The organism is Streptomyces sp. NPDC044984 (genome assembly GCF_040646935.1).
Taxonomy (GTDB): domain Bacteria; phylum Actinomycetota; class Actinomycetes; order Streptomycetales; family Streptomycetaceae; genus Streptomyces.
The window spans coordinates 266572-287703 of the sequence record NZ_JBEZBE010000004.1 but is presented as its reverse complement, the minus strand read 5'-3'; the positions used below and the strand labels follow the sequence as shown (position 1 = coordinate 287703).

At 73.0% G+C, this 21132-nt stretch carries 17 protein-coding genes and 1 pseudogene; 11 read left to right on the top strand and 7 right to left on the bottom strand.

Annotation, left to right across the window (positions count from 1 at the left end):
* The first annotated feature begins 31 nt into the window (after window positions 1-31).
* The gene (locus AB0A94_RS06800) at window positions 32-850 is read left to right on the top strand and encodes an adenosylcobinamide-GDP ribazoletransferase (RefSeq protein WP_361739837.1); all 819 of its coding nucleotides are present in this window, start codon (window positions 32-34) and stop codon (window positions 848-850) included.
* Window positions 851-871: 21 nt separating this feature from the next.
* Here AB0A94_RS06800 and AB0A94_RS06795 read toward each other — a convergent pair whose 3' ends face one another.
* The 3 genes and pseudogenes from AB0A94_RS06795 to AB0A94_RS06785 all read right to left on the bottom strand — a co-directional run.
* Window positions 872-1213, bottom strand: coding sequence for a hypothetical protein (locus AB0A94_RS06795; protein WP_361739834.1), 342 nt, complete (start codon window positions 1211-1213; stop codon window positions 872-874).
* Window positions 1214-1241: 28 nt separating this feature from the next.
* Window positions 1242-2969, bottom strand: a complete 1728-nt coding sequence (gene ctaD / locus AB0A94_RS06790; RefSeq protein ID WP_361739832.1) for a cytochrome c oxidase subunit I — start codon at window positions 2967-2969, stop codon at window positions 1242-1244.
* A 199-nt stretch (window positions 2970-3168) separates the two neighbouring features.
* Window positions 3169-3510, bottom strand: a pseudogene (locus tag AB0A94_RS06785) (endo alpha-1,4 polygalactosaminidase); the annotation flags it as partial.
* A gap of 331 nt (window positions 3511-3841) precedes the next feature.
* Here AB0A94_RS06785 and AB0A94_RS06780 point away from each other — a divergent pair.
* From AB0A94_RS06780 to sucB, 3 genes are all read left to right on the top strand, one after another.
* Window positions 3842-5374 carry a leucyl aminopeptidase gene (locus tag AB0A94_RS06780; protein ID WP_361739829.1) on the top strand — a complete coding sequence of 511 codons (1533 nt, stop codon included), beginning with the start codon at window positions 3842-3844 and terminating at the stop codon, window positions 5372-5374.
* A 380-nt stretch (window positions 5375-5754) separates the two neighbouring features.
* Window positions 5755-7143, top strand: a complete 1389-nt coding sequence (lpdA, locus tag AB0A94_RS06775) for a dihydrolipoyl dehydrogenase (protein ID WP_361739826.1) — start codon at window positions 5755-5757, stop codon at window positions 7141-7143.
* Between the two features lie 62 nt (window positions 7144-7205).
* Entirely contained in the window at window positions 7206-9074 is a 1869-nt protein-coding gene (sucB, locus tag AB0A94_RS06770; RefSeq protein WP_361739823.1) for a 2-oxoglutarate dehydrogenase, E2 component, dihydrolipoamide succinyltransferase, read from the top strand.
* Window positions 9075-9175: 101 nt separating this feature from the next.
* Here sucB and AB0A94_RS06765 read toward each other — a convergent pair whose 3' ends face one another.
* The gene (locus AB0A94_RS06765; protein WP_361739820.1) at window positions 9176-9730 is read right to left on the bottom strand and encodes a hypothetical protein; all 555 of its coding nucleotides are present in this window, start codon (window positions 9728-9730) and stop codon (window positions 9176-9178) included.
* A 261-nt stretch (window positions 9731-9991) separates the two neighbouring features.
* Here AB0A94_RS06765 and AB0A94_RS06760 point away from each other — a divergent pair, with 261 nt between their 5' ends.
* The 4 genes from AB0A94_RS06760 (at window position 9992) to AB0A94_RS06745 (ending at window position 15399) form a co-directional block, all read left to right on the top strand.
* Entirely contained in the window at window positions 9992-10615 is a 624-nt protein-coding gene (locus AB0A94_RS06760; protein ID WP_361739818.1) for a GntR family transcriptional regulator, read from the top strand.
* Between the two features lie 333 nt (window positions 10616-10948).
* Window positions 10949-13654, top strand: a complete 2706-nt coding sequence (gene aceE, locus AB0A94_RS06755; RefSeq protein ID WP_361739815.1) for a pyruvate dehydrogenase (acetyl-transferring), homodimeric type — start codon at window positions 10949-10951, stop codon at window positions 13652-13654.
* A gap of 63 nt (window positions 13655-13717) precedes the next feature.
* Complete coding sequence (locus AB0A94_RS06750; protein ID WP_361739812.1) at window positions 13718-14695, top strand: WYL domain-containing protein; 978 nt, start codon at window positions 13718-13720, stop codon at window positions 14693-14695.
* Between the two features lie 185 nt (window positions 14696-14880).
* Window positions 14881-15399, top strand: coding sequence for a DUF4240 domain-containing protein (locus tag AB0A94_RS06745; protein ID WP_361739941.1), 519 nt, complete (start codon window positions 14881-14883; stop codon window positions 15397-15399).
* A gap of 13 nt (window positions 15400-15412) precedes the next feature.
* Here the strand turns inward: AB0A94_RS06745 and AB0A94_RS06740 are convergent, their stop codons facing one another.
* The gene (locus AB0A94_RS06740; protein ID WP_217136717.1) at window positions 15413-15589 is read right to left on the bottom strand and encodes a hypothetical protein; all 177 of its coding nucleotides are present in this window, start codon (window positions 15587-15589) and stop codon (window positions 15413-15415) included.
* The gene (locus AB0A94_RS06735; RefSeq protein WP_361739809.1) at window positions 15586-16494 is read right to left on the bottom strand and encodes a peptidoglycan recognition protein; all 909 of its coding nucleotides are present in this window, start codon (window positions 16492-16494) and stop codon (window positions 15586-15588) included. The genes AB0A94_RS06740 and AB0A94_RS06735 overlap by 4 nt, the downstream gene beginning before the upstream one ends.
* A gap of 198 nt (window positions 16495-16692) precedes the next feature.
* On the opposite strand from AB0A94_RS06735, the gene AB0A94_RS06730 reads away from it, so the two are divergent.
* Complete coding sequence (locus AB0A94_RS06730) at window positions 16693-17877, top strand: MarP family serine protease (RefSeq protein ID WP_361739806.1); 1185 nt, start codon at window positions 16693-16695, stop codon at window positions 17875-17877.
* Window positions 17878-17934: 57 nt separating this feature from the next.
* On the opposite strand, the gene AB0A94_RS06725 is transcribed toward AB0A94_RS06730, so the two are convergent.
* A complete protein-coding gene (locus AB0A94_RS06725; protein ID WP_361739803.1) occupies window positions 17935-18420 on the bottom strand; it encodes a GNAT family N-acetyltransferase in 486 nt (161 codons plus the stop codon).
* Window positions 18421-18492: 72 nt separating this feature from the next.
* Between AB0A94_RS06725 and AB0A94_RS06720 the strand changes: the two genes are divergently transcribed.
* Window positions 18493-19395 carry a TIGR01777 family oxidoreductase gene (locus tag AB0A94_RS06720; protein WP_361739801.1) on the top strand — a complete coding sequence of 301 codons (903 nt, stop codon included), beginning with the start codon at window positions 18493-18495 and terminating at the stop codon, window positions 19393-19395.
* A 230-nt stretch (window positions 19396-19625) separates the two neighbouring features.
* Window positions 19626-21029: an NAD(P)/FAD-dependent oxidoreductase gene (locus tag AB0A94_RS06715; protein ID WP_361739798.1), complete on the top strand. Its 1404-nt coding sequence runs from the start codon at window positions 19626-19628 to the stop codon at window positions 21027-21029.
* The last annotated feature ends 103 nt before the right edge of the window (window positions 21030-21132 follow it).

Here is a 21132-nt window from a genome sequence, read left to right as displayed (position 1 = left end):
CGCCCCGGTGACCGCCGGGTAATCTGCGCCGGTGCCCGCACCCTCCCCCGAGCCCCCCGAGCCCTCCGAAGCCCCCGCCTCCCCCGCCGACGGCCTCCGCTTCGCCTTCGGCACCCTCACCGTGTTCCCGGTCCGGGTCACCCGCTGGGACCGGCCGGCCGCGCGCGCGGGCATGCTGTGCGCCCCGGCGACCGGACTGGCGGTCGGCCTCCTCGCCGCCGCAGCGGGGCTCCTCCTGCTGTTCCTCGGCGCGGGCGCGCTGCTCGCCGCCGTCGCCACCGTCGCCGTACCGGCCGCCCTGACCCGGGGCCTGCACCTCGACGGGCTCGCCGACACCGCCGACGGGCTCGGCAGCGCCAAGCCCGCCGAGGACGCGCTGCGGATCATGAAGCAGTCGGACATCGGCCCGTTCGGTGTGCTCACGCTCGTCCTGGTCCTGCTGGCCCAGGTGGCCGCGCTGGCACAGGCGTACGGCCACGACGGGACGCGGGGCGCGTTCGCCGCCGTCGTCTCGGCGGTCGTGGCGCGGCTGGCGCTCACCCTGGCCGCCCGCACCGGCGTGCCGCCCGCCCGCCCGGAGGGGCTGGGCGCGGCGGTCGCGGGGGTGGTGCCGGTGCCGGGCGCGGTGGGTGCCGCGCTCGCGGTCACCGGGCTCGCGGCGGCCGGGGGCGCGTTCCTGGGGGCGTACGACGTCCTGCGTGCCGTGCTCGCGGTGGTCCTGGCCGTCGCCGTGGCCGAAGTGCTGCTGCGGCGCTGCGTCCGCCGTTTCGGCGGGGTCACGGGCGATGTGTTCGGCGGCCTCGCGGAGACGGCGGCGACGACCGCGCTCGTCGTGTCCGCACTGGGCTGAGACCGCCCCGGAGCCGGGTCGTCACCGCCGGGTGAGGATCGTGGCGGTCGCCGTGCCCGCGCCGCCCGCCACCGCCACGACCGCCAGGGCGACGCAGCGCGCCCTCAGCAGCCGGTAGCGGGCCTCGTACTCGGTGCGCAGCTCGGCCGCCCGGTCGCAGATCCGCACCAGCGTGGCCCGGGAGGCGGCGATCCGGTCGGCCCGGTACACCCGTTCCACCTCCTCGCGCTGCGCGGTCGTCAGCCACGGCAGTTCGTCGGCGAACCGGACGGCCTGCCGCCGGGCCTCCTCGACCTCGGCGGCCCACAGGAGGTGGCCCTCGAGCCGGGCCAGACCGTGGGCGCTGTCCTGACGGGGGTTCACACGCTCCTCCACGTTCCGCGCCCCGGTCTCATCGCTGCTTGTCGCCGGGGGCCACGGTCGCGGAGGCCGCGGGCTGGTTCTCGAGTTCGTCGAGCGCGGAGATGTCCGGGTGGTGCAGGTCGAACGCCGGGGACTCGCTGCGGACCTTCGGCAGGGTGAGGAAGTTGTGCCGCGGCGGCGGGCAGGAGGTCGCCCACTCCAGCGAGCGGCCGTAGCCCCACGGGTCGTCGACGCCGACCGGCTCGCCGTACTTGGCCGTCTTCCAGACGTTGTAGAAGAACGGCAGCATCGACGCGCCGAGCAGGAACGAGGCGATCGTGGAGACCGTGTTCAGCGCGGTGAAGCCGTCGGCCGCCAGGTAGTCGACGTAGCGGCGCGGCATGCCCTCGGCGCCCAGCCAGTGCTGGACCAGGAAGGTGCCGTGGAAGCCGACGAACAGCGTCCAGAAGGTGATCTTGCCGAGCCGTTCGTCGAGCAGCTTGCCGGTGAACTTCGGCCACCAGAAGTTGAAGCCGGCGAACATCGCGAACACCACGGTGCCGAAGACCACGTAGTGGAAGTGCGCGACGACGAAGTACGAGTCCGTGACGTGGAAGTCCAGCGGCGGCGAGGCCAGCAGGACGCCGGTCAGACCACCGAAGAGGAAGGTGACGAGGAAGCCCAGCGCCCAGAGCATGGGCGTCTCGAAGGACATCGACCCCCTCCACATGGTGCCGATCCAGTTGAAGAACTTCACCCCGGTCGGGACCGCGATCAGGAAGGACATGAACGAGAAGAACGGCAGCAGCACCGCACCGGTGGGAAACATGTGGTGTGCCCACACCGTCACCGACAGACCGGTGATCGCGATGGTCGCGCCGACCAGGCCCATGTAACCGAAGATCGGTTTGCGGCAGAAGACCGGAATGATCTCGGAGATGATGCCGAAGAACGGCAGCGCGATGATGTACACCTCGGGGTGGCCGAAGAACCAGAACAGGTGCTGCCACAGGATCGGCCCGCCGTTGGCCGCGTCGAAGATGTGTGCGCCGAACTTGCGGTCCGCCTCCAGGGCGAACAGCGCCGCCGCGAGGACGGGGAAGGCGAGCAGGACCAGCACACTGGTCAGCAGCACGTTCCAGGTGAAGATCGGCATGCGGAACATCGTCATGCCGGGCGCGCGCATGCAGATGATCGTGGTGATGAAGTTGACCGCGCCCAGGATGGTGCCGAAGCCGGAGAGCGCCAGGCCCATGATCCACAGGTCGTGGCCGACGTTCGGTGAGTAGGGCGCGGTCGACAGCGGGGTGTAGGCGAACCAGCCGAAGTCGGCCGCCCCGTTGGGGGTGCCGAAGCCGGAAACCGCGATCAGCGAGCCGAACAGGTAGAACCAGTAGGCGAGCATGTTCAGCCGCGGGAACGCCACGTCGGGCGCGCCGATCTGCAGCGGCATGATCCAGTTGGCGAAACCGGCGAACAGCGGCGTCGCGAACATCAGCAGCATGATCGCGCCGTGCATCGTGAACGACTGGTTGTACTGCTCGTTCGAGATGACCTGCAGACCCGGCCGGGCCAGCTCGGCACGCATCACCAGCGCCAGGGCCCCGCCCAGCAGGAAGAACGCGAACGACGTCACCAGGTACAGCGTGCCGATCGTCTTGTGGTCCGTGGTCGTCAGCCACTTGATGACGACGTCGCCACGCCTCTGGCGCCTGACCGGCAGCTCGTCCTCGTAGGACTCCTCGTGGAGTGAGCCCACTGTGCTCTTGTCCGCCACTGTCCAAGTCCTCCTATGGGCCCGGGGAGAGTTCCGAAGGCAGCATGACGGGACGATTCCCCGTTATGCCCGAAACAGGACGCTGTGGCGCACTTTCCACTCGGCAATCGGGTGACGCCGGGTTTCCCGCCCCGTGAGACCGCGGGGCGGCGCCGGTGCCGGGCCCCGGCCGCCGCTCCCCCGCCGACCGGACGGCGGGCACGTCGGTACGGCGGATGTCGAGCCGACGCTCGCCCTCCCAGCCGTTGCCGCGGCCGATCACCGACTCGGGGAAGTCGTCCACGTCCGGGCGGAAGTCCTCCCAGGCGCCGGTGGAGAGGTAGCAGACGACCTTCCGGCCGTCGCGGTGCGGCTCCGCGACCGTCTCCTTCGAGTGGTCGAAGCCGTCGATGTCGTAGACCGGGACGTCGACGGAGGTGTCGAGCCGTCCACTGAGCTGCCACTGCCGGTCGGTGCCGGGCCGGGGCCGCCGGCGGTCGCCGGCCGGCGTCTTCGCGTCGGCCGCGTCGCCGGCGCCGGGCGCGGCCGTACAGGCCGCCAGCAGCGGGACGAGGAGGAAGGGTCGTCTCACCGGGCGGCCTCCGGAACGGGTGGCACCGCGGGCGGCACACAGGAACGTCAAGGATGATCGTCGCCGCCTCCGGGCGCGGCGGCGGGGCCCGGAACACGGCCACGGCGTCACCACGGGGTGAACACCCACGGGAATGAGCGAACGCACACACGCGCGTAGGCTCGTCCCGAGTGTTCGCCGCACCGGGGACGACCCCGACGGGACCGCGCCCGCACATCGCAACTAGGGTCGGCTGCCGGGCCCGGTCGACCCACACCCTTCGGCCACAGCAACTTCACATCGGAAGCGAGATTTCACCACCGTGACTGCTCTCACTCTCAGCACCGCCGCGGTCCCCGGCCTGCGGGCCGACGCGATCGTGATCGGTGTCGCCAAGGGCTCCGCGTCCAAGACCGGCGGCCCCGTCGTCGCACCGGGCGCCGAGGCCGTGGACCAGGCGTACGACGGCGGGCTCGCCGGCGTCCTGGAGACCCTCGGCGCGTCCGGTGCCGAGGGCGAGGTGACGAAGCTCCCCGCGCCGGCCGGCTTCAAGGCGCCGCTCGTGGTCGCGGTGGGCCTCGGCGCCCAGCCCGAGAAGGACGCCGGTTACGACACCGAGGCGCTGCGCAAGGCGGCCGGTGTGGCCGCCCGTACCCTCGCCGGCGTCAAGAAGGCCGCGTTCGCCCTGCCCCTGACGGACGCCGCCGACGCCGGCGCGGTCGCCGAGGGCGTACTGCTCGGCGCGTACTCCTTCGACGCCTACAAGGAGCGCGGCAAGGACGAGAAGAACGGCAAGGCGCCGCTCGCCGAGGCCGCGCTGCTCGGCGGCAAGCCCCGCGACAAGGCGTACAAGGCCGCGGTCGAGCGCGCCGTCGCCGTCGCCGAGGAACTCAACCGCGCCCGCGACCTCGTCAACACCCCGCCGAACGACCTCAACCCCGAGGCGTTCGCGGCCGTCGCCCAGGCCGCGGCCAAGGAGCACGGCATCAAGGTGCAGGTGCTCGACGAGAAGGCCCTGACCAAGGGCGGTTACGGCGGCATCCTCGGCGTGGGCGCCGGTTCGGCGTCGGGCCCGCGGCTGGTGAAGCTGTCGTACACCTCGGCCAAGGCGAAGAAGCACCTCGCGCTGGTCGGCAAGGGCATCACCTACGACTCGGGCGGCATCTCGCTGAAGCCGGCCGGTCACAACGAGACGATGAAGTGCGACATGAGCGGTGCCGCCGCCGTGTTCGCCGCGGTCGTCGCCGCCGCGCGCCTCGGCCTGGAGGTCAACATCACCGGCTGGCTGGCGCTGGCCGAGAACATGCCGTCCGGCTCAGCGACGCGCCCGGGTGACGTGCTGCGCATGTACAGCGGCAAGACCGTGGAGGTGCTCAACACCGACGCCGAGGGCCGGTTGGTGCTGGCCGACGCGCTGTGGGCGGCCTCCCAGGAGAAGCCGGACGCGATCGTGGACGTCGCCACGCTGACCGGCGCGATGATGCTGGCGCTGGGCAGCCGCACGTTCGGGGTCATGGCGAACGACGACGCGTTCCGCTCCGCGGTGCACGAGGCGGCGGAGGAGGTCGGCGAGCCGGCGTGGCCGATGCCGCTGCCGGAGCACCTGCGCAAGGGGATGGACTCGGCGACCGCCGACATCGCCAACATGGGCGAGCGGATGGGCGGCGGGCTGGTCGCCGGGCTGTTCCTCCGCGAGTTCGTGGGTGAGGGGATCACCTGGGCGCACCTGGACATCGCCGGGCCGGCGTTCAACGAGGGCGGGCCGTTCGGGTACACGCCGAAGGGCGGGACGGGGTCGGCGGTGCGCACGCTGGTGCGGGTCGCCGAGCTGGCGGCTTCGGGGGACCTCGGCTAGGGACGCCTGGCCGTCGGGAGGCGCGGGGGATCGTGCGGCTGCGAGTACGTCGTGGCTGGTCGCGCAGTTCCCCGCGCCCCCTTCGGGTCGGCCGCGGTCACGCCCACCCGCGGGTGGGCGTACCGGACCGGGCGCGTCCGCGCGGCGGAGCCGCAGATCAGACGGTGCCCCGCGTCCCGGAGGGCTGTCCCGGCGGCCGTGATGCGGGGAAGTGGGGTGTCTCACACCACGGCCCGGCGTCTCGTTCGGCTCCTGCAGGTGCGAAGATGGGCTCGGCAGGACAGGGCCCCACCTAAGGGCCGAGAACATAGAGCGGCCGGACACCAGCCGCCGACCGGTCACTGGAGACCGGCGTGGCGCACATGCATGGAGGACGTGACGTGGCGAACGACGCCAGCACCGTTTTCGACCTAGTGATCCTCGGCGGTGGCAGCGGTGGCTACGCCGCGGCCCTGCGCGGGGCACAGCTGGGCCTGGACGTCGCCCTGATCGAGAAGAACAAGCTCGGCGGCACCTGCCTGCACAACGGCTGCATCCCCACCAAGGCCCTGCTCCACGCGGGCGAGATCGCCGACCAGGCCCGCGAGAGCGAGCAGTTCGGCATCAAGACGACCTTCGAGGGCGTCGACATGGCGGGCGTGCACAAGTACAAGGACGACGTGATCGCCGGCCTGTACAAGGGCCTGCAGGGTCTGGTCGCCTCCCGCAAGATCACCTACATCGAGGGTGAGGGCCGGCTGTCCTCCCCCACCTCCGTCGACGTCAACGGCCGGCGCGTCCAGGGCCGCCACGTCCTGCTGGCGACCGGCTCCGTGCCGAAGTCGCTGCCGGGCCTGGACATCGACGGCAACCGGATCATCTCCTCCGACCACGCCCTCGTCCTGGACCGCGTGCCGAAGTCAGCGATCATCCTGGGCGGCGGCGTCATCGGCGTCGAGTTCGCCTCCGCGTGGAAGTCCTTCGGCGCCGACGTCACGATCGTCGAGGGCCTCAAGCACCTCGTCCCGGTCGAGGACGAGAACAGCTCCAAGCTGCTGGAGCGCGCCTTCCGCAAGCGCGGCATCAAGTTCAACCTGGGCACCTTCTTCCAGAAGGCCGAGTACACCCAGGACGGCGTCAAGGTCACCCTCGCCGACGGCAAGGAGTTCGAGGCCGAGGTCCTGCTCGTCGCCATCGGCCGCGGCCCGGTCTCGCAGGGCCTGGGCTACGAGGAGCAGGGCGTCGCCATGGACCGCGGCTACGTCCTGGTCGACGAGTACATGCGCACCAACGTCCCGACGATCTCCGCCGTCGGTGACCTCGTCCCGACGCTCCAGCTCGCGCACGTCGGCTTCGCCGAGGGCATCCTGGTGGCGGAGCGTCTGGCCGGTCTGAAGACCGTTCCGATCGACTACGACGGTGTCCCGCGGGTGACGTACTGCCACCCGGAGGTCGCCTCCGTCGGCGTCACCGAGGCCAAGGCCAAGGAGATCTACGGTGCGGACAAGGTCGTCGCCCTGAAGTACAACCTGGCGGGCAACGGCAGGAGCAAGATCCTGAAGACCGCGGGCGAGATCAAGCTCGTCCAGGTCAAGGACGGTGCGGTGGTCGGCGTCCACATGGTCGGCGACCGTATGGGCGAGCAGGTCGGCGAGGCCCAGCTGATCTACAACTGGGAGGCGCTGCCGGCCGAGGTGGCCCAGCTCATCCACGCCCACCCGACGCAGAACGAGGCGATGGGCGAGGCCCACCTGGCGCTGGCCGGGAAGCCCCTCCACTCCCACGACTGACGCTCTCGGTCATCGGGCGCGACGACACAGACTTCCGCACTTTTAAAGGAGCAACCGAAACCATGGCGGTTTCCGTAACCCTTCCGGCGCTCGGCGAGAGCGTCACCGAGGGCACTGTCACCCGCTGGCTGAAGGCCGAGGGCGAGCGCGTCGAGGCCGACGAGCCGCTGCTCGAGGTCTCCACCGACAAGGTCGACACCGAGATCCCCGCTCCCGCCTCCGGCGTGCTGTCCTCCATCAAGGTCGCCGAGGACGAGACGGTCGAGGTCGGCGCCGAGCTGGCGCTGATCGACGACGGCAGCGGTGCCCCGGCCGCCGAGCAGGCCCCCGCCGCCGAGCAGGCCCCCGCCGCCGAGCAGGCCCCCGCCGCCGAGCAGGCCCCGGCCGCCGAGCAGGCCGCCCCGCCGGCTCCCGCCCCGGAGCCGCAGGCCCAGCCCTCCACCGAGCAGCCCGCCCCTGCCCCGGCACCCACCGCCGAGGCCGCGGCCGGCGGCGGCTCCGCCCAGGGCACGGACGTGGTCCTGCCCGCGCTCGGCGAGTCCGTCACCGAGGGCACCGTCACCCGCTGGCTGAAGTCGGTCGGTGACACCGTCGAGGCCGACGAGCCGCTGCTGGAGGTGTCGACGGACAAGGTCGACACCGAGATCCCCGCCCCCGCCTCCGGCACGCTGCTGGAGATCGTGGTCGGCGAGGACGAGACGGCCGAGGTCGGCGCCAAGCTCGCCGTCATCGGCGAGGCGGGTGCCGCTCCGGCCGCCGCCCCCGCCCCGGCCGCCCCCGAGGCCCCGGCGCAGCCCGCCCCGGCCCCGGCGCAGCCCGCGCCCGCCCCGGCCCCGCAGCAGGCCGCCCCGGCTCCGGCCGCCCCGGCGCCCGCTCCCGCCCCGGCCGCTCCCGCCCCGGCTCCGGCCCCGCAGGCGCCCGCGGCCCCGGCCGCTCCGGCGCCCGCCCCGGCCCCGGCTGCCGCTCCGGCCGCCCCGGCCGCCGCCCAGCCGACGGACGAGGGCGCCTACGTGACCCCGCTGGTGCGCAAGCTCGCCGCCGAGAACGGCGTCGACCTGTCCACCGTCAAGGGCACCGGCGTCGGCGGCCGCATCCGCAAGCAGGACGTCATCGCCGCCGCCGAGGCCGCGAAGGCCGCCACCGCCGCCCCGGCCCCGGCCGCGGCTGCGGCGCCCGCCGCGAAGAAGGCCCCGTCCCTCGAGGCCTCCCCGCTGCGCGGTCAGACCGTGAAGATGCCGCGGATCCGCAAGGTCATCGGCGACAACATGGTCAAGGCCCTGCACGAGCAGGCCCAGCTGTCCTCGGTGGTCGAGGTCGACGTCACCCGCCTGATGAAGCTGCGCGCCCGCGCCAAGGACGCGTTCGCGGCGCGTGAGGGCGTCAAGCTCTCCCCGATGCCGTTCTTCGTCAAGGCCGCGGCCCAGGCGCTGAAGGCCCACGCGCCGATCAACGCCAAGATCAACGAGGCCGAGGGGACCATCACCTACTTCGACACCGAGAACATCGGTATCGCGGTGGACTCCGAGAAGGGCCTGATGACCCCGGTCATCAAGAACGCCGGTGACCTCAACCTGGCCGGCATCGCCAAGGCGACCGCCGACCTGGCGGGCAAGGTGCGGGCGAGCAAGATCAGCCCGGACGAGCTGGCCGGCGCGACCTTCACCATCTCCAACACCGGTTCGCGCGGCGCGCTGTTCGACACGATCATCGTGCCCCCGGGCCAGGTCGCGATCCTCGGCATCGGTGCCACGGTCAAGCGTCCGGCCGTCATCGAGACCGAGGAGGGTACGGTCATCGGCGTCCGCGACATGACCTACCTGACCCTCTCCTACGACCACCGCCTGGTGGACGGTGCCGACGCGGCCCGTTACCTGACGGCGGTCAAGGCGATCCTGGAGGCGGGCGAGTTCGAGGTCGAGCTCGGTCTGTAGGCGTCGTCCGTCAAGGCATACGCAGGTGCCCCCACCCGGAGTCTTCGGGTGGGGGCACCTGCGTATGGGGGCGCGGGGCTCCGTGCCTCGATCGGCAGGGGTCACGTCAGCGGCTGCGGGGTGACCGCGGTCCACGGGGACGTGCACACGAGCTGGTTGCCGGGAACGCTGCAGAACGTCTCGACCACCGTGCCGGTGGTGGTGATCACCTGGACGTTCAGCGTGTTCCCCTGCTCGGTCACCGTGATGCTGCAGGCGTTCGTCGGGGCGCCCGGGTTGTCCGACAGGTCCGACCACGTGTAGGCGCCCGGATTCGGCTGGAGGCTCCGCGTGCCGACCGAGATCTCCTGGTCGGGGTTGATGACGCCGGTGTACTGCTGCTCGCCGCGGTTGTAGCTGTCGATGCTCACGCACGGCCCGGGAGGACCGGGAGGTCCGGGAGGACCCGGCTCGCCCTTGCAGGGGCGGTCGTGGCTGTAGTCGCACTTGCCGGGGTCGGGGCCGTTCCAGCCGAGGCCGGGGGCCGCCGCGACACCGGACGGTGAGAAGCCGACCAGCGCGGCGGCGAAGACCATCGCGCCGGTCAGTCGAAGACCGTGTCGTCGTCGGGCGAAGACCGTCGCGCCTGAAGGGCCGGGCCCTTTGGCTCGCATCATCGTCGCTTCTGTCCCTTCTGATCCGAGGGAAAAATGACACGATCATTTTTTAATACGGACAATTCCCCCGCGGCACACGACACACGACTTCGGTCGGACGATCACACGGGGCCACCTGTTCGGCGCAGGGAGGACCGCGTGTAAGTCTCGTCTCACCTGGGCGAAAGCGCCCCCGTGCGCCCCTCCCGCACGAGCCCGCGGCCGTATTGTCTAAGCGTCAAAGCCCCCCGGGGGCCCGTGGGCCCCGCTAAGGAGCCCCTCATGACCGCGCCCGTCGTCCACTCGCTGCGCGAACAGATCCGCGAGCACATCCTGGAAGGGATCATCAGCGGACGCTGGCAGCCGGGCGAGCGGATCGTGGAGCGGCGGATCGCCACCGAGCTGGAGGTCAGCCAGACGCCCGTACGGGAGGCGCTGCGCGAGCTGGAGTCGCTGCGGCTGATCGAGTCGGCGCCCAACAAGGGCGTACGGGTGCGGAACCTCACGGCCGCCGACCTGGAGGAGAGTTACCCGGTGCGGGCGGGGCTCGAGGCGATCGCGGCGGAGCTGGCTGCGGGGCGGCTGGCGGAGGACTGCTCGGCGCTGGAGCCGCACGTCGCCGCGCTGTACGAGGCGGACCGGCTGGCGGACGGGACGGGGCAGGTGCGGCACACCGTGGCGTTCCACCGGGAGTTGGTGCGGGCCGCCGGCAACTCGGTGCTGCTGCACACGTGGGAGGGGCTGGGGATCGAGGTGTTCACGGCGTTGTCGATACGGTGGCTGGGGACGGTGCAGCAGTCCTACGCGGAGGAGCACGAGGAGTTGGTGGCGGCGTTCCGGCGGCGCGATCCGCTGATCGCGGAGCTGGTCAAGGCCCATGTGCTGGGGTGTGCGCCGCGGGCCTGACAGGCCTTTTCCCGCCCCCGCCGCCCCTGGAAGGGGCGCGGGGAACTATGCGACCAGCCACGACGCACCCGCAGCCGTCATACGGCCGGCTCACCCGGCTCATCCGCGCACACACCTCCTCACCTGCGCAAACCTCGAATCGAACAGTCACCCGGTGCCACCGCCGGAGGCACCCCGTGCCGACTTTCTCGAGATCGAGAGATTTTGCCCCTCACCCCTTTGATCGATCATCGATCAGCAAGTTACAGTCGCCAGCGGGCTTGCACCCGAGCCCTCCGCCCTGTCCTGCCAAAGACACAAGGGCACCCCCCTTCGACTGAGGAAGGCGGCGACATGACGACCGACCCCAACGCCATCCAGCCGAGCGAGCTCGACCAGCTCCCGGACCGCGACCCCGAGGAGACCGCCGAGTGGCAGGCCTCCCTGGACGCCGTCACCAAGGCGGCCGGGCCGCACCGTGCCGCGTACCTGATGCGCCGCACGCTGGAGCGTGCCGAGGGAGCCGGCCTCGCGCTGCCGAAGCTCCTCGAGACGGACTACGTCAACACCATCCCCACCGCCGCCGAGCCCGCCGTGGACGGCGACGAGGCGCTGGAGCAGCGGATCACCGCCTGGAACCGCTGGAACGCGGCGGCCATGGTGACCCGCGGCAGCAAGTACGGCGTCGGCGGCCACATCGCCACCTTCGCCTCCGCGGCCTGGCTCTACGAGACCGGCTTCAACCACTTCTTCCGCGGTAAGGAGGGTGACGGCTCCGGCGACCAGCTCTACATCCAGGGCCACGCCTCCCCCGGCATCTACGCCCGCGCCTTCCTCGACGGCCGGATCGGCGAGCAGCAGCTCGACAACTTCCGCCGCGAGGCGGGCGGCAACGGCCTGCCGTCGTACCCGCACCCGCGCCGTCTGCCCTGGCTGTGGGAGTTCCCCACCGTCTCCATGGGCCTCGGCCCGATCTCCGCGATCTACCAGGCGCGGTTCAACCGCTACCTGACCAGCCGCGGCATCAAGGACGTCTCCGACTCCCACGTCTGGGCGTTCCTCGGCGACGGCGAGATGGACGAGCCCGAGTCGACGACCGCGCTCACCCTCGCCTCCCGCGAGCAGCTGGACAACCTGACCTTCGTCATCAACTGCAACCTGCAGCGCCTCGACGGTCCGGTCCGCGCCAACTTCAAGATCGTGCAGGAGCTGGAGGCCCAGTTCCGCGGCGCCGGCTGGAACGTCATCAAGACCCTGTGGGGCACCGCCTGGGACGAGCTGTTCCGGCTCGACACCACCGGGGCCCTGGTACGACGCCTCCGCGAGGTACCCGACGCGCAGGTGCAGACGTACCAGACGCGCGACGCCGCCTACATCCGCGAGGACTTCTTCGGCAAGGACCCGGCGCTCGTCGAGATGGCGAAGCTGCTGAGCGACGACAAGATCCTCGAGTGCTTCCACCTCTCGCGCGGCGGCCACGAGTCCCGCAAGGTCTACGCCGCCTACAAGGCCGCGCTCGCCCACAAGGGCGCGCCGACCGTGATCCTGGCGCAGACCGTCAAGGGCCACACCCTCGGTGAGGGCTTCGCCTCCAAGAACGCCAACCACCAGATGAAGAAGCTGACGGTGGACGAGTTCAAGGCGATGCGCGACCGGCTCGAACTGCCGATCTCGGACGCGCAGTTCGTCGACGGCCAGGTCCCCTACGTCCACCCGGGCGCCGACTCCCCCGAGGTCCGTTACCTCCAGGAGCGCCGCGCCGCCCTCGGCGGTCCCGCCCCGGCCCGCCGCGTCCACCCGGTCGCGCCGCTGCCCCAGCCCGCCGACAAGGCGTTCGCCGCCTTCGACAAGGGCTCCGGCTCGCAGAACGTGGCCACCACCATGGCGTTCGTCCGCCTGGTCAAGGACCTGGTCCGCGACAAGGAGACCGGAAAGCGCTGGGTGCCGATCGTCCCCGACGAGGCGCGCACCTTCGGCATGGAGAGCCTCTTCCCGTCCCTCGGCATCTACTCGCCGATGGGCCAGACGTACGAGCCGGTCGACCGCGACCAGCTGATGTACTACAAGGAAGCCAAGAACGGCCAGATCTTCAACGAGGGCATCACCGAGGCCGGTGCCATGGCCGAGTTCGTCGCCGCCTCGACGTCGTACGCGACGCACGGCGAGACGATGATCCCGTTCTACATCTACTACTCGATGTTCGGCTGGCAGCGCACCGGCGACCAGATGTGGCAGCTGGGCGACCAGCTCGGCCGCGGCTTCCTGGTCGGCGCCACCGCCGGCCGTACGACGCTGACGGGCGAGGGCCTCCAGCACGCCGACGGCCACTCCCCGGTCATCGCGGCGACCAACCCGGCGGCACTGACGTACGACCCGGCGTTCGCGTACGAGATCGGCGTCATCGTCAAGGAGGGTCTGCGCCGGATGTTCGGCGAGGCCAAGCCGGACGAGGACCAGAACGTCTTCTACTACCTGACGGTCTACAACGAGCCGCTGCCGCAGCCCGCCAAGCCGTCGGCCGCCGGCATCGACGAGGGCATCGTCAAGGGCCTGTACCGCTTCAACACGGCGGAGTCCGCGGGCCTGACCCCGGCCGCGAACGCGCCGCGCATCCAGCTGCTCGGCTCCGGCACGGCGATCCACTGGGCGCTGAAGGCGCAGCGGATGCTCGCCGAGGAGTGGGGCGTGGCCGCCGACGTGTGGTCCGCCACCTCGTGGACCGAGCTGCGCCGGGACGCCATGGAGGCGGACGAGGCGCTGCTGCGCGGCGAGGACCGGGTGCCGTTCGTCCGGCAGGCGCTCCAGGGCGCCGAGGGCCCGGTGCTGGCGGTCTCCGACTACATGCGCCAGGTTCCGGACCAGATCGCGCAGTGGGTCGAGCAGGACTACACGTCGCTGGGCGCCGACGGCTTCGGCCTGTCGGACACCCGTGACGCGGCCCGCCGCCACTTCGGCGTCGACGCCGAGTCCATCGTCGTCGCGGCCCTGGCCCAGCTCGCCCGGCGCGGCGAGGTCCAGGCGGCGTCCGTGAAGGAAGCGCGCGAGAAGTACGGCCTGTAAGGGCTCGGATCACGACAGGAGGCCCCCGCCCACCCGGCGGGGGCCTCCTGCATGATGGGGCCCATGCGTGCTGCCCGGCTGATCAAGATGGTGCTGCTGCTCCAGTCCCGGCCCTCCATGACCGCCGCCGAGCTGGCGCGGGAGCTGGAGGTGTCGGAGCGTACGGTCACCCGGGACGCGCAGGCGCTGTCGGAGGCCGGGGTACCGGTGTACGCGGACCGGGGGCGGATCGGCGGCTACCGGCTGGTCGGCGGGTACCGGACGCGGCTGACCGGGCTGGCGCGCGGCGAGGCGGAGGCGCTGTTCCTGTCCGGGGTGCCGGGGGCGCTGCGCGAGATGGGCCTGGAGGACGCGGCCTCGGCGGCCCGGCTGAAGGTGTCGGCCGCCCTGCTGCCGTCCCTGCGGGACGCGTCGCACACGGCGGCGCAGCGGTTCCACCTGGACGCCCCGAACTGGTTCCGCGAGCCGGTCACGCCCGAGCTGCTGCCGAAGATCGCGGACGCGGTGTGGGACGACCGGCGGATCACCGCCCGCTACCGGCGCGGCGAGCACGACGTGGAGCGGGAGCTGGAGCCGTACGGACTCGTGCTCAAGGCGGGCGTCTGGTACCTGTGCGCACGGGTGGCCGGGGACGGCTCCTTCCGGGTGTACCGGATCGACCGGTTCACGGCGGTGGCGGCGGATGGGGAGCGTTTCGGGCGGGAGCCGGACTTCGATCTGCCCGCGTTCTGGGAGGAGCAGGCGGAGAAGTTCGCGCGCTCCATCCTGCGCGCGGAGGTCGTGGTGCGGCTGTCCGCGGAAGGGGTGCGCCGGCTGCCGCACGCCGTGGATCCGCTGTCCGCGCGGGAGGCGCTGGCACGGGCGGGCGAGCCGGACGGCGACGACGGGCGGATGACGGTGACCCTGCCGGTGGAGTCCGAGGAGGTCGCCCACGAGCAGCTGACGGCGCTGGGGGCGGAGGTGGAGGTGCTGGCGCCGGCGTCTTTGCGGGAGCGGTTCGCGGCGGAGGCCGTGCGGCTGGCGGAGCTGTACGGGCGGTGAGTCCGCCGGGCCTGCGTGCCCGGGTGTTTTTCGCCCCGCCGCCCCGTCCGGGGGGGCACCGCCCCCAGACCCCGTTTGCGCCCACGCGGCGGAGCCGCATGTCGACACCGCCCCGCGCCCCTTCCCGGCCGGTGCGCGCACTGCGGGTGCGTCGGTGAGCCGCAGGGCCGATGCTTGACCTCGTGATGGACGAAACGGAGTTCTGGGAGCTGGTGGACACCGCCCGCGAGGACGCCGGGGGCGATCCGGAGGAGCAGGCCGACCTGCTGGTGGAGCGGCTCGTGCGGCTGGACCCGGAGGCGGTCCTGGACTTCGCCCGTCACTTCGAGTCCCGCTACCACCGCGCGTACCACTGGGACCTGTGGGGTGCCGCCTGGGTGCTGCTGGGCGGGGCGAGCGACGACGCCTTCGACTACTTCCGGTGCTGGCTGATCGGCCAGGGCCGGGAGGTGTTCGAGGGGGCGCTGCACGACCCGGACGCGCTCGCCGATCTCCTCGACGCCTTCGACGAGGAGATCGACGGCGACGGCGAGGACCTCGGCTACGCGGCGGACGAGGCGTACGAGCAGCTCACCGGCACGGTGGCGCCCGACCTCGACCTGCCCCCGGCCCCCGTGGAGCCGGAGGGCACGCCGCTCGACTTCGAGAACGAGGCCCTGCTCGCCGAACGCTACCCGCGGCTGTGGGAGCGGTTCGGGAGCTGAGCCGCCCGCCGGTTCACAGGCGCCGGTGGGGAGTCGGCGCGTGGCGCAGCGGGGCGGCGTTGGCCTGCATGAGGGCGGAGGCGGTGTGGGCCGCCGGGCCCAGGACCACGGCGGCGGCGGCGCACAGGGCCGTCCAGGGACGGCGCAGGGCGTCCGCCCAGGTGGTACTTCGGTCGGGCGTGTCGTTCATGGGACCTGCTCTTCGTTCCGTGTGTCGTTGTCGTTCCGTACTGCGGTCTGTGTGTCGTCGGGCAGGTAGTCCCGGGTGCCGCGTCCCTGGAGGCGGGCCGCCAGGGTCCTGATCTCCGGGAGGCGGGCCTTGAGGGCGGCGCCCGGGCAGTCGGTCATGTAGCCGTCGCTGTGGCCGGCGACCGCGGGCAGGGTGGCGGTGGTGCCGGCCGCGTAGCGGCTGCCGCCGTTGCTGGAGACCAGCCGGACGTCGGCGCGCGGGTCGGTGCCGGACGTGCCGAGCTTCCAGGCGGCCACGGCGGCGATCGCGCGCAGCATCTCCGGCGGCACCTCCGTGCCCTCGGTGAAGGTGCCGAGGGCGGCGATCCCGGTGGTGCGGTGGTTGAAGCCCTGGGTGTGGGCGCCGGTGACGGGGCGGTCGGTGCCGCCTGCGCGGCCCTCGTAGACGGTGCCGCAGCGGTCGACGACGAAGTTGTAGCCGAGGTCGTCCCAGTGACGGGCGCCGGTCTGGCCGTCGTACAGGCTCCGGATGATGCCGGGGGCGTCCGCGCAGTCGTAGCCGTTGGGCGAGTCGGTGTGGTGGACGAAGACGGCGACGACCTCGTCGTCGTAGCGCGGCGGGGGCTGTTCCCGCGTGGTGTCGCCCAGCCAGGCGGAGCGGGGCACGACGGCCGGCCGGGGCGCCTGGTGGAGGGCCGCGGCCCGCGCGGCGGAGAGGGCGGCGGCGTCCTCGGCGGCGTGCTCGACGCCGTGGGCGCACAGCACCAGGGCGACGGCGGCGGCCATGCCCGGCAGACAGCCGAGCGACGCCGTGACGGCCCGTGGCGGGCGCGGGGAGCCGGGCCCGCCGGGTATCCGGTGGGGGCGGCGCTGCCGCGCTCCGCGCGGTCTCCTGGGGACACGCATGAGCCCACTGTGGGCCGGTCCGCCCACGTCCGCGATCCGTGCTGCGCCACCCGGTGGAACCATCGCCCTGGTCCGGGACGTTTTCCCCGGTACACGCGCGCGTGGCCGCATTCCCGCGGCCGTCGCGCGCGTGGCTGATCACCGGGCCCCTCCCCCACGTACTGATGGGCCGGTGGTCCCGAGAGAAAGGCGGCGTGCGTGGACCTGCTCGACATCCTGCTGTTGCTGGTCGTCCTGGCCTACGCGGCGTCCGGTTACCGGCGCGGGCTGCTGGCGGGCTGCGTCTCGCTGGCCGGTTTCGTGGGCGGTGCGGTCGTCGGCGTGTGGCTCCTGCCGTGGGTGATGGACCTGGTGACGCCGGGGACGACCCGGGCGACGCTGACGGCCGTGTTCACGGTGCTGCTGCCGGCCGTGACGGGCCACGAGCTGGCGGGGCGGCTGGCGCTCAGGCTGCGGCGGGAGCTGGACCGGGGCCCGCTGCGGGTGGCGGACGGGGTCGGCGGGGCGGTGGCCAACTCGGTGGCCGTGCTGATCGTGGCGTGGGTGGTGGCGAGCGTCCTGGGCGCGTCCTCCTCCTCGCTGGTGACGTCGGCGATCCGGGACTCGCGGCTGCTGGGCGCGGTGCAGGACACGATGCCGGACACCACCCCGGGATGGTTCTCCCGGGCCACGTCGGCCCTGACCGAGGCGGGTTTCCCGCAGGTCTTCAACCCGTTCGAGAACGAGTCGACCGCCGAGGTCGCCGCGCCCACCGGCGACAGCGTCACCGCGGCCGCCACCCGGGCCGCGCAGCGCAGCACGGTGAAGGTCGAGGGTGTCGCGGGCACCCAGGGCCGCGAGGGCAGCGGCTTCGTGTACGCGACGGAGCACGTGATGACCAACGCCCACGTGGTGGCCGGCATCGACGAGCCGACCGTGCGCGTGGGCGGGGTGGGACGGACGTACGAGGCCCGGGTGGTGCTCTTCGACCCGCAGAAGGACGTGGCCGTGCTGTACGTGCCGGAGCTGCGGGCCCCCGTCCTGGAGTTCGACGACGACGCCGACCGCGGCAACTCGGCGGTCGTCGCGGGCTACCCGCAGGACGGCGACCTCAACCTGCAGGCGGCGACGGTCGCCGGCCGGCTCCAGGCCCGGGGGCAGAACATCTACAACGACGCGGCGGTCACCCGCGAGATCTACTCGATCCGTTCGACCGTCCGCCCCGGCAACTCCGGCGGCCCGCTGCTGACCACGGACGGCCGGGTGTACGGCGTGGTGTTCGCGCGCTCCACCTCGGACGCGGAGACCGGCTACGTGCTGACGGCGGACGAGGTGGCCGGCGACGCCGAGCGCGCGGCGGACGCGACGGCACCGGTGGACACCGGGGAGCCGGTGACGTCGTAGTCCCCGTGGTCCCCGTCCCCGGGGTCCCCGTATGCCTCATGGTCCCCGCCCGCCTCGTCAGACCAGCGACCGGCCCATCATGACGTCGTCGACGTACTCGCCCCCGACGAAGAACTCCTCCGGCTGCACGCCCTCCACGACGAAGCCCTCGGACGCGTACAGCGTGCGGGCGACGGTGTTGTGGCCGAGCACGCGCAGGGTGATCCGGCGGGCGCCGCGTTCCCGCGCCTCGGCGACGGCGGCCCGCACCAGGGCCCGGCCCACGCCCCGGCCGCGCGCCTCCTCGGCGACGGCGAGGCCGCGGATCTGCCGCACGTGCGCGTTGCTGGCGAGTTCGGTGGCGAAGCCGAGGCGGACGTACCCCACGATCCGTCCCCCGCACTCGGCGACGAGGTGCTCCCGGGGTCCGGACCGCTCGCTGAAGAACGAGTCGTCCGCCGGCCGCGGGACGACGGCGTGCACGGTGGACCAGGTCTCCCGGTCGAGGCGGGCCAGCTCCCCCTCGTCACCGGAACGGGCGATGCGTATGGACGGCTCGGACATGAGGGCCACTGTACGGCCGGGTCCTGACGTCCCGGCCGTGATTTCCGTGCCGTGAGGGGCAGGATGGACGCCATGGAACGTTCCCGAATCGCGGTGGCCGGTGCGTCCGGGCTCATCGGTGGCGCGCTGGCGCGGTCCCTGACGGCGGACGGGCACGAGGTGGTCCGGCTGGTGCGGGGCGCGCCCCGGGCGGCGAACGAGGTCCGGTGGGACCCGGAGCGCGGGTCGGTGGACGCGGCCGGCCTCGCCGGGTGCGACGCGGTGGTCAACCTGGCGGGCGCCGGGGTCGGCGACCGGCGCTGGACGGCGGCCTACAAGGCACGGATCAGGACCAGCCGGGTCGGGGGCACCACCGCGCTCGCCGAGGCCGTCGCCGGGCTGCCCGAGGACGTACGGCCCCGGGTGTTCCTCAACGGCAGCGCGATCGGCTACTACGGCGAGACCGGCGACCGGGCGGTGGACGAGAGCGCGCCGCCGGGCGAGGGATTCCTGCCGGAGCTGTGCGTCGAGTGGGAGGCGGCCGCGGCACCGGCGCGGGAGGCGGGCGTGCGGACGGTGTTCGCGCGCACCGGCCTGGTGGTGGCGCGCGGGGGCGGGGCGTGGGGCAGGCTCTTCCCGCTGTTCCGGGCCGGGCTGGGCGGCCGGCTGGGCGACGGACGCCAGTACTGGTCGTTCGTCGCGCTGCACGACGAGGTGGCCGCGCTGCGCCATCTGCTGGACACCGACGGGCTGTCCGGGCCGTTCAACCTGACCGCCCCGCATCCGGCGACCAACCGTGAGATCACCGGGGCGATGGCGCGCGTGCTGCACCGGCCGGCGGTGTTCGCGGTGCCGGCACCGGTGCTGCGGACGGTGCTCGGGGAGATGGCCGGGGACGTCCTCGGCAGCGCCCGGGTGCTGCCGGCACGGCTGCTGGAGTCCGGTTTCCGGTTCGCGTTCCCCCGGATCGAGGGGGCGGTCCGGGCGGCGCTGTGAGCGCACGGACGTGACCACGGTCCGCCCGGAACCGATCCGGCCCTGAGCCCTCTGCGACCACATCGTGCCCAACCGGCGTGCGTATGCGACCGTCGTGCGCCCGTGCTCTGTCCATGCGCGACTGACCAGGTGCTCGGCCACGGTCCTAACCTCGAGCAGAACTCGGGTATCCCTGGGGCCTGCTGAGGGCATGACGTCTCCAGCGCCCGCGCAACCTCGAGGAGGGGCACGTGCTTGAGCCCACGTACCAGGCGGACGTCGTCGTCGTGGGAGCCGGGGTCGCCGGACTCTCCGCGGCGCGACGGCTGACCAGCGCAGGAGTCACCACCCTGGTCCTGGAGGCCGCCCACGAGGTGGGCGGCCGGATGGCGACCGAGAAGGTCGACGGCTTCCGGCTCGACCGGATCGGACGGCTGCTGTCCACGGCGTATCCCGAACTACGGCCGGCCTCGGGCCTCGACGGGCTGGTGCTGCGGCCCTTCGCGCCCGGCGTCCTGCTGCACAGCGACGGACGGCACCACCGTGCGGGGGTGCGGCCGGGCGCGAGGGGGGCGCGGAGCGCGAGGAGCGCGCTCCATGCCGTACGCGCCCTGGCGAGCGCCCCACGGCCGGGAAGCGGGCCCAGGAGGCCGGTGGCCGTGCCCGGACGGCAGGTGTCCGTGCCCCGCAGCCGCACCGGTGCCCCGCTGGGCACGGCGGTCGACCAGGCCCGCCTGGGGGCCGCGTTCAGCAAGCTCGCGGGCACGCCGGTGGAACGGCTGCTGGCCCGGCCCGAGACGACGGCGGCCGAGGCGCTGCCGGCCCGGGGCCTGCCCGCCCGGACCATCGACGGCTTTCTGCGCCCCCTGCTCGCCGCCCTGCTGTGCGATCCGGATCTCACCACGTCCAGCCGGTGCGCGGATCTGGCGCTGCGGGCGTTCGCGAGCGGGCGGCTGTGCGTGCCGGAGGGCGGTGCCGAGGCGCTGCCGCGGACGCTGGCGCGGACGCTGCCGCCGGGCACGGTGCACACGGGGGTGCGGGTCACCTCCGTGTCGACGACCTCGGTGACCACCGCGGAGCACGGGGAGTTCCGGTGCGGCGCGGTGCTGGTCGCGACCGGGGCGCGGGCCGCCGCCGAGCTGCTGCCCGGGCTGCGGGTGCCGGACTTCCACCCCGTGACGGTGGTGCACCACAGCACCGACGAGGCCCCGGGGACCGGTACCTCGCTGCTGCTCGACGCCGAGCGGGGCGGGCCGGTGGCGCACACGGCGGTCGTCAGCCGGGTCGACCCGTCCCGGGCCCCGGCCGGGCGCACGCTGGTCAGCTCGACGGTCCTGGGGCCGCCGGTGCCGGGGGTGGACACCGCCGTGCGCATGCACCTGGCCCGGCTGTACGGCGTGTCGACGGCGCGCTGGGAGACGCTGGGCGTGCACCACACCGCGGAGGCGGTGCCGGTGATGCGGCCGCCGCACGATCTGCGGCGGCCGGTGCGGTTGCTGGCGGGGCTGTACGTGTGCGGTGACCACCGGGACACCGGGACGGTGCAGGGGGCGTTGCACTCGGCGCACCGGGCTTCGGCTGCGATCCTGGCGGATCTGGGGGTGGACCGGTCCATGCACACGGCGGATCCGGTACCGAGCGCTCGGGCGGCGTGAGCCGGGGGTGAGGGCGCGCCCGGCCCCTTCCGTCTCCCGCGACCGCGGGCAGTCGTGCCGCTGGGGCGGCACGGGTGGGCGCGACGGTACCCCGCAAGCGCCG